This window comes from Pseudomonas sp. GT1P32 (assembly GCF_054897805.1).
Genome location: NZ_CM142704.1, coordinates 5,997,064 through 6,009,162, shown reverse-complemented (window position 1 = coordinate 6,009,162; position 12,099 = coordinate 5,997,064). Strand labels below are relative to the sequence as shown.

Here is a 12,099-nt window from a genome sequence, read left to right as displayed (position 1 = left end):
ATCGACTCCGACGGATATCGCTGAGATGGCATCCTTTGTCAGTTGGTCCAGGGCCTACTGCTCGAATGCTTCAGCCATCGAGCCCGCTTTGCGCACGATCAGCAAAGCCAGCTCGGGCGGGAATGTAGCCTTGGATGGGTTTGGCAGATAATCGCAATCGATGACAGACATATGAACTCCGGGAGATGTACTCAGTTTTGAGTGCATCTCCAGCAAAACATCACGAACCTCCCACTTCACTCAGCTAAACTCAGCAGATTGGGTTCTAATTTACCCGCCCTTAACTCCATTCTGTAAAGGCTGGCATCCGGGTATTTCCCAGCAAGTAACTGGCGAACTCGTTGTTCAGTTTTGACAGTCACACGAGCACCAAGCGTCACTGACGCTAACTCTTCAGAAAAGAATAAGAAATCGCTAACCTGTTTTTCTGCCTCATTTGGCCGCCACGTGATAACACGCCATTCACGCTCATACTCCCAAGACTGGTCTTTGGTATAAAAAATAGCGTGCAACGTACTCTTTCTAAGTTCGGGGGTGTTTCCATACAACAAAAAGTCGAGACCTGACCCTACTATTGGGCGTTCAGCTGAATAAGATACCCGCGTAGCCTCTTGGAGAGGTGTATCATACCTAGCGATATGTCGAAAGCCGAAGACACAGCCGGCATGATTCTCAGCGTAATTAGCCCACATTGCGTTGTTATCATTCTCAGAAGTGACACATAGAACCCGTGCAGTGCTAAGTCCAAGGTTGTCGACGTAATCTCGAAGCGACATCTCAATTTTGTGATCGGCGTCAGAAACCTCACCAGTTAAGGCCTTCAAGATGTCCTCACGTGCGATGCAGCCCTCAGAGGCCATCCACCTAACAAGATTCAACAGTAAACGTGTTTGGTGCGTTAGCCGGGCCTCATCGAGTTCAACACCATCAAATACCGCAGCAACAATTGAAGCGGTTAGCAGTTGATAAGAATCAGCCACGCGCGGATGAAATCGCGGCATCCGCTGAAACTCAGCAATATCATTGAAAAGCAATGGGCTAGACCAGCGTAGCCTAGAGTTCTCCAGGATTAAGAAGGCAGTAGATGCTGGGGTGTATTTATAGAGAATTGGAGGGAGCTGCATGATCGGCATCCGATGCTGAGGAATCTCTGAAAGCACACATGAAACGAGTCAGCATGAGCTTTGGGGGGGCAATCATACTGACACGTAGAGAACCGGGCGAGAAATGAATGAGTGCATGGACGTTCGGCCAGAAAACTTCAATTTTGAGGGTACCTTACACCGCAGGTAAAACCATGCAATGTCTCGCTCCTCCAGTGAAATATCGCGATGTGTGATGTTTTGGTCTCAGTGAGACTGATCTCGTCTCACTGTTCGGGCGTTTTCAGCCAATCTGCCCGGGCGCCCTATCCTCGACATCAAACTCCTGCAAGTCATCCCTCGGTGTGTGCCCAGCTACCCTTCCAGCTCACATGGAGGGATGAAATGAACAACACACTGATCGCCGGCCTGCTCAACGCACTGAATCAAAACCAGATCGCCCTGAGCGCTGCCATGGAGGAACTTTCCAATTGGGTTGAACAGCGCGGCTCGGCCGACGTAGCCGAAAACGTGCGCGGAGCGCTATACACGCTAGACGAAAACCTTGATTTCATCAGACAAGGAATTGCAGAGCCGACCGTTTCAGGCAGAACCGTCAAAACCGAGAGGGCATATCAGCGCTGGTGGAGGTTTTCGACAAGTGCGCGAAAAGCCGGCAAGATGATGCCATTTAAATGGCCACCCGCTTTCTTTGGGTGTCACCTTGCCTGGAGGGCTTATGAAGGGACTCTTTCCACAGTATGACAATGCCAATGTAGTCAATTTTAGCGAGACGTGGAAGACAGCACTTTTTGTTTTTGACACTAACATATTACTAAACCTATATAGGTATCAATCAAACACTTGCGAAGAGTTGATCACTGTTATAAAAGAGCTTTCTGAACGAATTTGGATACCACATCATGTTGCGCTTGAGTTCCAACGAAACCGCCTATCTGTTATAGCTGCCCAAGGAAGAAAATTTAGCGACATAAGGAACATCCTCACAAAAGCAAAAACCGGACTATTCACTGAAATATCAAAACTGAGCCTACAAAAAAGGCACGCACTAATAGACACCGAATCCCTTCTCTCTGAGTTTGATGAACTAGTAAAAAAATTCTTAGACCAATTAGACCAACAACAGCACTCACAACAAAGACCAACAGAAAAAGACCCATTAAAATATAGAATCGAAGAGCTTTTTCACGAAAAAGTAGGAATCCCCTTCGCAGACCAAAACAAAATTGACACACTGAGCAAAACAGCCGAAAACCGGTATAAATTCAAAATCCCGCCAGGCTATGAAGACTCAGGAAAAGACAAAGATGGGCCTGATGAATTTTCCCATAGCGGTCTAATATATAAAAGAAAGTATGGCGATTACTTTACATGGACTCAGATATTAGATTACGCAAAAAAAACAAATCGTAAAAGTGTCATTTTCATCACTGATGACGGCAAAGAAGATTGGTGGTCCTTAGTAGAGTTCAATGGAGTCAAAACGATAGGCGCCAGGCCCGAGCTAATCGAAGAGGCAGCGATGTTAGGGGGAATCGAATCTTTCCTGATGTACAAGCCGGAAGGCTTCTTACAATATGCCAAGGAGTTCCTCAAGGCGAAAGTATCAGAAGAAACACTGAGCGAGGTTCGGGACGTATCCAAAAACAACAAACAAAACCCTACTCAACTGCCCCCCTCAACATTTCTTTTGTCAGAAACAGCCATAGAGCACATCATATGCAACTGGATAGTTACACAGGGGTACACACCTATATATAATGAAAGAATTCCAGTAGACTATCTTTATGAATCAGAGATAGGAAATCACGGTTTTCAACTGAAACGCTTTCAACTCAGCGACAACTCAAAAACATTGGCAATTTCAGCAATTTATTACGCTTATACGGTCGCAAAGGCATTCGACCTAGACGCCATAACAGTAATATTTACTGTTAAGAACGAATCAGAAGCAAACATTCTAATCGATATTTTAAGAACAGACATCGTTAAAAACTCAAAAGACAACCTCTACATTGTTGCCGGAGTAATTTCGGAAGAAAGTCCCAGCGCCCAGTTTGAACCATTACTTGATTTTCGATATAACGACCTTAAACCGGCTTCATACGCTTAGAGTAAAGAGCACCTGGCAGCAGGCTGGAGCAGACGCAACTCAATTGTGATCCTGGCTCATATTTGAGCCATGGGATAGTGAAACGCTACCCCATCAAACGCCACCAGCCGCTGCGAGATATCCCCCCGTGGCATCTCTTTCGCGACACGTTTTCATAATTCGCAAAACGTGTCGCGATACCTGCCATACCGAAATGGGAGGGCAGGTCAGTCCGCCACTCGAATCTCAAATCCAACTCGCCCCCCCACCATCCTCCGAAGCCCCCCCAGTAGTTACACGACCTCAGATTGAAGGTGAGTGACTGAGCCGAAAACCTAGCCCTGTATCACTTTGCCTACCACCGATTTACTGCAACGAAATCCTCTTCCTTTATCCCCTGAAAACTAACTATTTCAGTCCCGTTTAATCCGGTTACGTGTAGCACCTTAGGAATGCCTATCCAGATACGGGCAGACTTTGCCTTTTTCAGCCTTTTCGCTTGATAAGTAACACCCAAAGTGAAACAGCATTAGGAGAACACCGTAACTGATACAGGCACCTATCATGTTCATCCGCGCATACCTCCGAGCATCGACCGAAGAACAGCACGCCGGCCGCGCTCGCGATTCACTCGAGCAGTTCGCTGCCGATCACGACAAGACGATTGCCAGTGTGTACCTAGAGAATGCCAGCGGAGCGACTACAGATCGGCCTGAGCTGCTGCGCCTGCTCAAGGATGCGCGCAAGGGCGACGTGCTGCTGGTGAAGTCGATAGACCGCCTCTCCCGCTTGCCGGTGGAGGACTGGCAGAAGCTCGAGGCTGCGATCGATTCCAAGGGGTTGCGTATCGTCGCTCTGGACCTGCCAACCAGCCACCAGGGAATGAAGGACACCAAAGGCGACGAGTTCACCGGCCGGATGCTGGGGGCCATAAATTCAATGCTGGTGGAAATGATGGCCGCCGTTGCTCGCAAGGATTACGAACAGCGCCGCGAACGCCAGGCCCAAGGCATCGTGAAAGCCAAGGCCGCCGGCAAGTATCAAGGCCGACCGATAGACGAAAATCTACATAAACGGATTAAAGAGCTGCTCAACGCCGGTTTGGGTATCCGAGCTACCGCGCGGCACGCGAGTTGCTCAACTACAACCGTCCTTCGCATCAAGGACCAGCTCACTTTGATCTAGAGATGGTTCTCGGGTGGGCAAAAAACTATCCGCTTCGCTCACCTTGGCACTCTCCGGAAAGTAGCCATACTCTCAGAAAACGCTCGACGCTAAAGTTGAGCTCACACCTACAACTGCGCAGGAAAAGGAATGGAAGCTAACTGGGTTTTCGGAATAGGTACGATCATTGCCACCTTGCTTGGACCAATTTTTGCGGTGCAAGCACAGAAATATCTTGAGCGGATTAACGAATCTAGAAACCAAAAGAACTGGATCTTTAGCACTCTGATGGCAACTCGAGCCGCTAGATTGTCACCGGATCATGTACGCGCACTCAATATGATCGATCTAGCGTTCAACGGTGGCAGCTCACGCCGCCGGAAAGCCACGGAAACCGACGTGCTGGATACCTGGCGGGACTACCTTGAACATCTCTCATTGACGGTAAATGAGGGAAACTCGGAACGGTGGGTCGAAAAGCAACAAGAGCTTTTAGTTTTGATGCTGAGTGCAATGGCTACCGATCTAAATCTTCGGTATGACCGAGTACTTCTGCGGAATGGGGCATACATTCCAAAGGGGCATACGGATCTTGAGCTAGAGCAACAAAATCTCAGGCACTTCGCGATAAATGTTCTTTCAGGAAAACAGCCGATAAGCATGAACGTCACTGGATTTCCTTTCAGTGATGACATGACGAATTCTCAGCTGAAGCTACAAGCTGGGCTCTTGGAGATCTTGTCAGGCCAAGGCCACTTGAACATTCGTGTCCAGCCCACCGCCTCTGGAGAGCCTCCAAAGACACCCGTCACTTAGGTACGCCGCACTTTTCCTAAACGCCTGAAGTCTACTTTCTCTTTCGACCAGGCCCTAGACGGTCTCACCTACCGGTTATTAGCAAAAGGCCCCGCCCAACAGATGTCAGGCGGAGCCTTTTTAGGCATACCGGAGATACTTGCTGCACCCGCCCTGCACCCATGGGGGTTTAAGTCGGAGAGCTTAAATCGCTGTAGGCCTTGAAAAATATGGTGTCCCAGGGCAGGTTCGAACTGCCAACCTTCCCCTTAGGAGGGGGATGCTCTATCCAATTGAGCTACTGAGACACAAGTCGCCCGCGAGAAATGCGATGCGATGGACGGCGTGCATGTTAACGGGCGGGTCCGATTTTGTCATGTCGTCCGTAGGCTTTTTAAGTGTAGGCAGATGCCCCTCGACAGCACGGGATTTGTTAACCGTGCAAATTGCATCACCGCAAAAAGCCATCATTGCAAATTGCAATGAGGTCACCTTGCACGATTATCTTAATTGTTTGTTTTTAAAGGATTTAATAGCCGTTAGACTCCTGGCACGTCGGCTGCTTCAGCTGTTCTCAAAGAACAACGGAGGTCAGCCCTCATGAACCGCGCCCTTTTACTCTCGAACGCGATCGCTCTGGCGGTTTTTGTGGGTTTTCATTTTGCCCCCGAGAGCGGTGCCGAGCCGGTTGCCCAACGAATGCCTCATTACCTCCAGGTACAGAAGGCGCCTCAATTGGCGGTGTTGAGTGATCGGCAGGGTTTTGTCGGTCAAGAAGTGAGCCAGGAAAATATCCTGCTGCCGGCGCGGTCTTCAGAACGCCTGGTATTTTGAACAACCCTTCAGGAGCACAGCATGTCCAAACCAGCCGCAGGATTTTTCGTCCTCGCCCTGCTCAGTGGCATTCTTCATTTGTCATTGGTAGAGGACGCAATCGTCACTCTGCCGTTGATTGCCTGCGGCGTTTTCAGTGCGTTGTTCGTACTGGCGCTGGTCGCTGGCCGCAAGATCAAGTTTGATCCGGTGTTGCGCTGACTTGTATCAGCTTCAACAGGTCGGCCACTGTGTCCGAAAGTTCGCCTGAATTATCGAGTCGGTGGATTGGCGTCTCACCGACTGAGGCGTCAGCCGTGAACAGTTCATTTCTGCGCAGTCTCGCCTCAATCTCCGCCAGACTTTCACGCCCCCGCCGCAGCAAGCGCTCTCGCAGCACGTCCTCCTTGACCGTCAACAGAATCGGCACCAGCGCTGGATAGCGGCGTAGCGCCTGGGCCAAGTGCCCGCGGGAGCCGTTGATCAGGACATCCCTGCCCTCCTTGAGCCATTGATCGATCACGATAGGGATGCCGTAATCCAGGTCGTTGGCATGCCAGCACAGCGCGAAGTCGCCTTCTTCTTTTCGACGCGCGAACTCTTCACGGGAAACTCCGACGGCATCCTCGCCCACTGACTCGGCTGAACGCGTAATGACCCGACGTACCACTTCGCAGTTGATTGCCTGCAAAGGCGCACGAGCGGCCTCGATGAGGCTGTCCTTGCCGGACCCGGAAGGCCCCATCAGGTAAATCAATCTGCCATCCATCCTGAATCAGCCCCCCATGACGTGGTTGCCACTAGTAAATCGGCCATTTGCCACTATCCTGTATAAAGTAAGGAATCGTGATCGAAATCCGCACAGCATGCACCTTCAGGCGTCCTCGGACACCTCCTGTCGGGCAATAGGACGCGGCCAGCGATACGGACATGGGTAGTCTTTTCAAACCAGTCCGCATTTCTGATAATTGGTGCTGGCATAACGCCTTTATCCAGTTCAATATTTGTCACAGAATTGACGCCAATGATCTGGCTTCTTTGAGGCATGATGCGAGCCTCTATCAATTCAGGTTGAACATTTGGCCAGAGTCCTTGTCCTATCAGACATCGCGCGGCCAATCCCGAGAACCGCTCCCCTGAACTAACCGGTTAAATATATGCGCCCATTGAAACAGGCAATTTATTCCAGCCGTACGGCTGACAAGTTCGTCGTACGTCTGCCAGACGGAATGCGTGAACGCATTGCCGAGGTGGCTCGCAATCATCATCGCAGCATGAACTCCGAAATCATTGCGCGCCTGGAGCAGAGTCTCATTCAGGAAGGCGCACTGGGTGAAGAGTTGAGCATGCGACTGGACAGCCCGGAGCTGTCACTGCACGAACGCGAACTGCTGCAGCGCTTCCGCCAACTCTCCCACCGTCAGCAGAACGCACTCGTTTCGCTGATTGCCCACGACGCCGAAATGGCCGCAGACGCCTCCTGATTCATCCGAACGCTCAAGCCAGCTTAATCGCTGGCTTTTTTTTGCCTGAAATTCAGGCACAAAAAACCCGCCGATTGGCGGGTTAGTTGCACTTGTAGGAGCCAGGCTTGCCGGCGAAGGCGGCCCTGAGATCGCCTTCGCCGGCAAGCCTGGCTCCTACGAGCTGATTTGCGGGCTTCAGGCAGAGGGTAATCAGAGCAGGAAGATGGTCGCCAGCCCGAGGAAGATGAAGAAACCACCGCTGTCGGTCATGGCCGTAATCATCACGCTGGCGCCCATCGCCGGATCGCGCCCCATCTTCGCCAGGGTCATGGGGATCAACACACCCATCAACGCCGCGAGCAACAGGTTGAGCGTCATGGCGGCGGTCATCACCACGCCGAGGGACCAACTGCCGTAAAGCAGGTAGGCCACTGCACCAATCACCCCACCCCACACCAAACCGTTGATCAAACCGACGGCCAACTCCTTGCGCATCAGACGCGAGGTATTGCCGGTACTCACCTGGTCCAGCGCCATGGCGCGAACGATCATGGTGATGGTCTGGTTACCCGAGTTACCACCGATGCCCGCCACGATCGGCATCAAGGCCGCCAACGCCACCAGCTTCTCGATCGAGCCTTCGAACAGGCCAATCACGCGAGAGGCGATAAAGGCGGTGATCAGGTTGATTGCCAGCCAGGCCCAGCGGTTACGCAGGGACTTCCAGACTGACGCGAAAATGTCTTCTTCTTCCCGCAGACCCGCCATGTTGAGAACTTCGTTTTCGCTCTCTTCACGAATCAGGTCGACCATTTCATCGATGGTCAGACGGCCGATCAGCTTGCCGTTCTTGTCGACCACCGGGGCCGAGATCAAGTCGTAACGTTCGAACGCCTGTGCGGCATCGTAGGCGTCTTCGTCCGGGTGAAAACTCACCGGGTCGCTGGCCATCACTTCCGATACTTGTTTTTCCGGGTCGTTGACCAGCAAACGCTTGATCGGCAGCACGCCCTTGAGTACGCCGTCGTAATCGACCACAAACAGTTTGTCGGTATGGCCCGGCAGCTCCTTGAGCCGACGCAGGTAACGCAAAACCACCTCGAGACTGACATCCTCACGGATCGTCACCATCTCGAAGTCCATCAGCGCACCGACCTGCTCCTCGTCGTAGGACAACGCGGAGCGAACGCGCTCACGCTGCTGGCCGTCGAGGGTTTCCATCAGCTCGTGGACGACGTCTCGCGGCAGCTCGGAGGCCAGGTCAGCCAGTTCGTCGGCATCCATGTCCTTGGCCGCAGCCAGGAGCTCGTGATCGTCCATGTCGGCGATCAGGGTTTCACGTACCGAGTCGGACACTTCGAGCAGGATGTCGCCGTCGCGGTCAGCCTTGACCAATTGCCAGAGCGTCAGACGATCGTCCAGCGGCAAGGCTTCAAGGATGTAGGCAACGTCAGCGGAGTGCAGGTCATCGAGCTTGCGTTGCAGCTCGACGAGGTTCTGCCGGTGAACCAGGTTCTCGACCCGGTCGTGATGCGGACCTTCCTGGCGATGAGTCAGGTCTTCGACCACCCGCTGACGCTGCAACAGCTCAATCACTTGAGCGAGGCGGTCCTGCAGGCTTTCTTGCGTTTTCTTTACTTCAACTTCGGACATAGGCGAACTCCACTCCCAGCAGCGGGGCACGCCGGAAGGATCAATCAGTCAATTCATGATTGGAAAAGCGGTTTACTGAGTTACTACTGGGTAAGTCCATGGAGGTATTCCACAAGCCCCGGCGGGGCTGACGGGCGCAATGATACACCGCCCAACGTTTTTAAATGTTAAAAAATCGCGGCTGAAACAAGCGCTTGCGAGACAAACCTGAGCGCCGCCCTGATCCGTAAAAATGCGACGACTCATTCTGAAAAGAAAACACACCAGCGCTGAAAAATGTAGCGGCTACCCTTGTGTCAGACCGTCATGGAGGACGTTTGATGCCATTGAATGCCAGTTATTTTCTGCTGATCGCCCTGCTCTGCCTGCCCCCCGTGGCACTTGCCTCAACCGTTCACCGCTGCGAGGCAGCAAACGGCCGCATCACCTTCACCACGCTGAGTTGCACGACCGGGGAAAGCCTATCGCTCCAGGAAGTGCGCACGTTTACCCCCGGCAGCACGGTGTCGCTTATGCCGGAAGCGGACTTTCGCGAAACATCACGTATGAATATCAAAAGGAGGGAGCCAACGGTCGTCGGCCAGACAGAGGACAACTGTGGAAATCTGATCGATGCCCGGGAACGCAGGGAAGCAATCATCAATCAGCGGATTGTCGCCGGCATGAGCCAGCAAGACGTCGAAAGCGCCCTCGGCAAGCCAGACAAGATCAGTATTCGCAATTCGGCCACGAGTTACCGATACGACACCAAGCGAGGTCGTAGCGCACACGTCGAGTTCGATGAGAGAGGATGTACCAGAGGAAAAGCCAAATCCCAGACGGCAAAAAGCCCGCGTTAAACGCGGGCTTTTTGTTGTTTGGTGCACTCGACAGGATTCGAACCTGTGACCGCTCGGTTCGTAGCCGAGTACTCTATCCAGCTGAGCTACGAGTGCAATTTGTGTTTTTAGACCAGATCACAACTGGTTGAAGCAGAGTAGCTCACATTACTGCAAACAACTCTTAAATGGTGCACTCGACAGGATTCGAACCTGTGACCGCTCGGTTCGTAGCCGAGTACTCTATCCAGCTGAGCTACGAGTGCATTTGTTGCCGCGCATTATAGGCCGTCGAATCTTTTTGTAAAGCGCTTTTTTCTAGTAATTTCAACAACTTACCGAAGAAGCCAGATTACAACGTACTACGCAAATAATGGCGGAGAACGGGGGATTCGAACCCCCGACACCCTTTTGAGGTGTACTCCCTTAGCAGGGGAGCGCCTTCGGCCACTCGGCCAGCTCTCCGCAACACGGGGCGTATATTAACCAGCTTCTTCCCCGTTTGCAAACATAAAAAACGATAAAAATTAATGGCTTGGTTCTTCGTCCTTCTCTTTCTTTATACGCAGGTAAATTTCCTCACGGTGGACCGCAACCTCTTTCGGGGCGTTGACACCGATACGCACTTGATTTCCTTTAACGCCGAGCACGGTCACGGTGATTTCTCCATCACCAATAATCAGGCTTTCTGCGCACCGACGAGTCAGAATCAGCATACCTTTCTCCTCACGCATTTCATTTCAGGGACAACAGTCTGCAAAAAAAAGGCACTCGACCTACAACCTGAAAGATCGCAGCCCTACATGCCTGAGTATTGACTAGCGCGGGCAAAAGAACAGCTTCGAGCCGCACCATTCAAAAAACAAAAGGGCGCGGTCAGACCGCGCCCTTCGGCAAACGCATCACTCGCCCGTTCGGGCCGGCGCGTCCAGTTCGAAAGCCGTGTGCAGGGCGCGCACAGCCAGTTCCAGGTACTTCTCTTCGATCACCACGGAAACCTTGATTTCCGAGGTCGAGATCATCTGGATGTTGATGCTTTCTTTCGCCAGGGATTCGAACATCCGGCTGGCCACACCTGCGTGGGAGCGCATGCCGACACCGACGATCGAGACCTTGGCGATCTTGATGTCGCCAACGACCTCACGGGCACCGATCTCGCGAGCGGTGTTTTCCAGCACGGTTTGCGCGGCCTGGAAGTCGTTGCGGTGCACGGTGAAGGTGAAGTCGGTGGTGTTATCGTGCGCAACGTTCTGCACGATCATGTCGACTTCGATGTTCGCGGCGCTGATCGGGCCGAGAATCTTGAATGCAACGCCCGGGGTGTCTGGCACGCCACGGATGGTCAGCTTGGCTTCATCGCGATTGAAAGCGATGCCGGAAATGATCGGCTGTTCCATGGTTTCCTCTTCATCAATAGTAATGAGGGTGCCCGGACCCTCCTTGAAGCTGTGCAGTACGCGCAGCGGAACGTTGTACTTGCCGGCGAACTCCACCGCACGGATCTGCAACACCTTGGAACCGAGGCTGGCCATTTCCAGCATCTCTTCGAAGGTAATCTTGTCCAGGCGCTGGGCCACGGACACCACACGCGGGTCGGTGGTGTAGACGCCGTCGACGTCGGTGTAGATCTGGCATTCGTCAGCCTTCAAGGCTGCCGCCAGCGCCACGCCGGTGGTGTCGGAACCGCCACGACCGAGGGTGGTGATGTTGCCGTGCTCGTCGACGCCCTGGAAACCGGCGACAACCACCACACGACCTGCTTTCAGATCACCGCGAATCTTCTGGTCATCAATCTGCAAGATACGCGCTTTATTGTGCGCGCTATCCGTCAGAATCCGTACCTGGTTGCCGGTGTAGGACACCGCTGGCACGCCGCGCTTGATCAGCGCCATGGCCAACAGGGCAATCGTCACCTGCTCACCGGTGGAAACGATCACATCCAGCTCACGCGGAACCGGTTGGCCGTCGCCACTGATTTGCTTGGCCAGATCGATCAGACGGTTGGTTTCGCCGCTCATTGCAGACAGCACAACCACCAGGTCATCGCCGGCATCGCGGAATTTCTTAACCTTGTCGGCGACCTGCTCGATTCTCTCGACAGTGCCGACCGAGGTGCCTCCAAATTTCTGTACGATCAAAGCCATTTCAAAGCCGCCTCTGCCCATGAAGGGCGCCCAAATAATCACTCAAACAGC

General features: G+C 52.7%; 12 protein-coding genes, 4 tRNA genes and 1 pseudogene. 8 read left to right on the top strand and 9 right to left on the bottom strand.

Annotated features, from left to right (window positions below; translation table 11 throughout):
- Nucleotides 1-236: 236 nt before the first annotated feature.
- Nucleotides 237-1,124 carry a DUF2971 domain-containing protein gene (locus ACYZUC_RS27540; RefSeq protein WP_461991680.1) on the bottom strand — a complete coding sequence of 296 codons (888 nt, stop codon included), beginning with the start codon at nucleotides 1,122-1,124 and terminating at the stop codon, nucleotides 237-239.
- A 363-nt stretch (nucleotides 1,125-1,487) separates the two neighbouring features.
- Here ACYZUC_RS27540 and ACYZUC_RS27535 point away from each other — a divergent pair.
- From ACYZUC_RS27535 to ACYZUC_RS27520, 4 genes and pseudogenes are all read left to right on the top strand, one after another.
- Nucleotides 1,488-1,673: pseudogene (locus tag ACYZUC_RS27535) on the top strand (hypothetical protein); the annotation flags it as partial.
- 148 nt (nucleotides 1,674-1,821) lie between these two features.
- The gene (locus ACYZUC_RS27530) at nucleotides 1,822-3,216 is read left to right on the top strand and encodes a PIN domain-containing protein (protein WP_461991678.1); all 1,395 of its coding nucleotides are present in this window, start codon (nucleotides 1,822-1,824) and stop codon (nucleotides 3,214-3,216) included.
- A 543-nt stretch (nucleotides 3,217-3,759) separates the two neighbouring features.
- A complete protein-coding gene (locus tag ACYZUC_RS27525) occupies nucleotides 3,760-4,380 on the top strand; it encodes a recombinase family protein (RefSeq protein WP_461991676.1) in 621 nt (206 codons plus the stop codon).
- A gap of 129 nt (nucleotides 4,381-4,509) precedes the next feature.
- On the top strand, nucleotides 4,510-5,175 hold the full coding sequence (locus tag ACYZUC_RS27520) for a DUF6680 family protein (RefSeq protein WP_461991674.1): 666 nt from the start codon (nucleotides 4,510-4,512) through the stop codon (nucleotides 5,173-5,175).
- A 210-nt stretch (nucleotides 5,176-5,385) separates the two neighbouring features.
- Here the strand turns inward: ACYZUC_RS27520 and ACYZUC_RS27515 are convergent.
- A tRNA-Arg gene (locus tag ACYZUC_RS27515) sits at nucleotides 5,386-5,462 on the bottom strand.
- A gap of 292 nt (nucleotides 5,463-5,754) precedes the next feature.
- Between ACYZUC_RS27515 and ACYZUC_RS27510 the strand changes: the two genes are divergently transcribed.
- Together ACYZUC_RS27510 and ACYZUC_RS27505 are read left to right on the top strand one after the other, a co-directional pair.
- The gene (locus ACYZUC_RS27510) at nucleotides 5,755-5,988 is read left to right on the top strand and encodes a hypothetical protein (protein WP_461991672.1); all 234 of its coding nucleotides are present in this window, start codon (nucleotides 5,755-5,757) and stop codon (nucleotides 5,986-5,988) included.
- A 21-nt stretch (nucleotides 5,989-6,009) separates the two neighbouring features.
- A complete protein-coding gene (locus ACYZUC_RS27505; protein ID WP_461991670.1) occupies nucleotides 6,010-6,189 on the top strand; it encodes a PA3371 family protein in 180 nt (59 codons plus the stop codon).
- Here the strand turns inward: ACYZUC_RS27505 and phnN are convergent.
- A complete protein-coding gene (gene phnN / locus ACYZUC_RS27500) occupies nucleotides 6,164-6,736 on the bottom strand; it encodes a phosphonate metabolism protein/1,5-bisphosphokinase (PRPP-forming) PhnN (RefSeq protein WP_461991668.1) in 573 nt (190 codons plus the stop codon). The two genes, ACYZUC_RS27505 and phnN, sit on opposite strands and share 26 nt — an antisense overlap.
- A 388-nt stretch (nucleotides 6,737-7,124) precedes the next feature.
- On the opposite strand from phnN, the gene ACYZUC_RS27495 reads away from it, so the two are divergent.
- Nucleotides 7,125-7,451, top strand: a complete 327-nt coding sequence (locus ACYZUC_RS27495; RefSeq protein ID WP_003178899.1) for an Arc family DNA-binding protein — start codon at nucleotides 7,125-7,127, stop codon at nucleotides 7,449-7,451.
- Nucleotides 7,452-7,643: 192 nt separating this feature from the next.
- Here ACYZUC_RS27495 and mgtE read toward each other — a convergent pair whose 3' ends face one another.
- On the bottom strand, nucleotides 7,644-9,086 hold the full coding sequence (gene mgtE, locus ACYZUC_RS27490) for a magnesium transporter (RefSeq protein WP_008033095.1): 1,443 nt from the start codon (nucleotides 9,084-9,086) through the stop codon (nucleotides 7,644-7,646).
- Between the two features lie 320 nt (nucleotides 9,087-9,406).
- Between mgtE and ACYZUC_RS27485 the strand changes: the two genes are divergently transcribed.
- The gene (locus ACYZUC_RS27485; protein WP_461991665.1) at nucleotides 9,407-9,925 is read left to right on the top strand and encodes a cell envelope protein SmpA; all 519 of its coding nucleotides are present in this window, start codon (nucleotides 9,407-9,409) and stop codon (nucleotides 9,923-9,925) included.
- A 19-nt stretch (nucleotides 9,926-9,944) separates the two neighbouring features.
- On the opposite strand, the gene ACYZUC_RS27480 is transcribed toward ACYZUC_RS27485, so the two are convergent.
- The 5 genes from ACYZUC_RS27480 to ACYZUC_RS27460 all read right to left on the bottom strand — a co-directional run bounded on the left by ACYZUC_RS27480 (nucleotide 9,945) and on the right by ACYZUC_RS27460 (nucleotide 12,048).
- Nucleotides 9,945-10,021, bottom strand: a tRNA-Arg gene (locus ACYZUC_RS27480).
- A 72-nt stretch (nucleotides 10,022-10,093) separates the two neighbouring features.
- A tRNA-Arg gene (locus ACYZUC_RS27475) sits at nucleotides 10,094-10,170 on the bottom strand.
- A 108-nt stretch (nucleotides 10,171-10,278) separates the two neighbouring features.
- Nucleotides 10,279-10,369: transfer RNA gene (locus ACYZUC_RS27470), tRNA-Ser, on the bottom strand.
- A 62-nt stretch (nucleotides 10,370-10,431) separates the two neighbouring features.
- Nucleotides 10,432-10,620 carry a carbon storage regulator CsrA gene (gene csrA / locus ACYZUC_RS27465; protein WP_002554426.1) on the bottom strand — a complete coding sequence of 63 codons (189 nt, stop codon included), beginning with the start codon at nucleotides 10,618-10,620 and terminating at the stop codon, nucleotides 10,432-10,434.
- 186 nt (nucleotides 10,621-10,806) lie between these two features.
- A complete protein-coding gene (locus ACYZUC_RS27460; RefSeq protein WP_008033100.1) occupies nucleotides 10,807-12,048 on the bottom strand; it encodes an aspartate kinase in 1,242 nt (413 codons plus the stop codon).
- Nucleotides 12,049-12,099 lie beyond the last annotated feature (51 nt).

Bases quoted from the DNA above. Each gene is read 5' to 3' on its own strand.
- ACYZUC_RS27460 (WP_008033100.1), bottom strand. From the start codon at position 12,048: ATGGCTTTGATCGTACAGAAATTTGGAGGCACCTCGGTCGGCACTGTC.
- ACYZUC_RS27485 (WP_461991665.1), top strand. From the start codon at position 9,407: ATGCCATTGAATGCCAGTTATTTTCTGCTGATCGCCCTGCTCTGCCTG.
- csrA (WP_002554426.1), bottom strand. From the start codon at position 10,620: ATGCTGATTCTGACTCGTCGGTGCGCAGAAAGCCTGATTATTGGTGAT.
- ACYZUC_RS27525 (WP_461991676.1), top strand. From the start codon at position 3,760: ATGTTCATCCGCGCATACCTCCGAGCATCGACCGAAGAACAGCACGCC.
- ACYZUC_RS27530 (WP_461991678.1), top strand. From the start codon at position 1,822: ATGAAGGGACTCTTTCCACAGTATGACAATGCCAATGTAGTCAATTTT.
- phnN (WP_461991668.1), bottom strand. From the start codon at position 6,736: ATGGATGGCAGATTGATTTACCTGATGGGGCCTTCCGGGTCCGGCAAG.
- ACYZUC_RS27540 (WP_461991680.1), bottom strand. From the start codon at position 1,124: ATGCAGCTCCCTCCAATTCTCTATAAATACACCCCAGCATCTACTGCC.
- ACYZUC_RS27505 (WP_461991670.1), top strand. From the start codon at position 6,010: ATGTCCAAACCAGCCGCAGGATTTTTCGTCCTCGCCCTGCTCAGTGGC.
- mgtE (WP_008033095.1), bottom strand. From the start codon at position 9,086: ATGTCCGAAGTTGAAGTAAAGAAAACGCAAGAAAGCCTGCAGGACCGC.
- ACYZUC_RS27510 (WP_461991672.1), top strand. From the start codon at position 5,755: ATGAACCGCGCCCTTTTACTCTCGAACGCGATCGCTCTGGCGGTTTTT.
- ACYZUC_RS27495 (WP_003178899.1), top strand. From the start codon at position 7,125: ATGCGCCCATTGAAACAGGCAATTTATTCCAGCCGTACGGCTGACAAG.
- ACYZUC_RS27520 (WP_461991674.1), top strand. From the start codon at position 4,510: ATGGAAGCTAACTGGGTTTTCGGAATAGGTACGATCATTGCCACCTTG.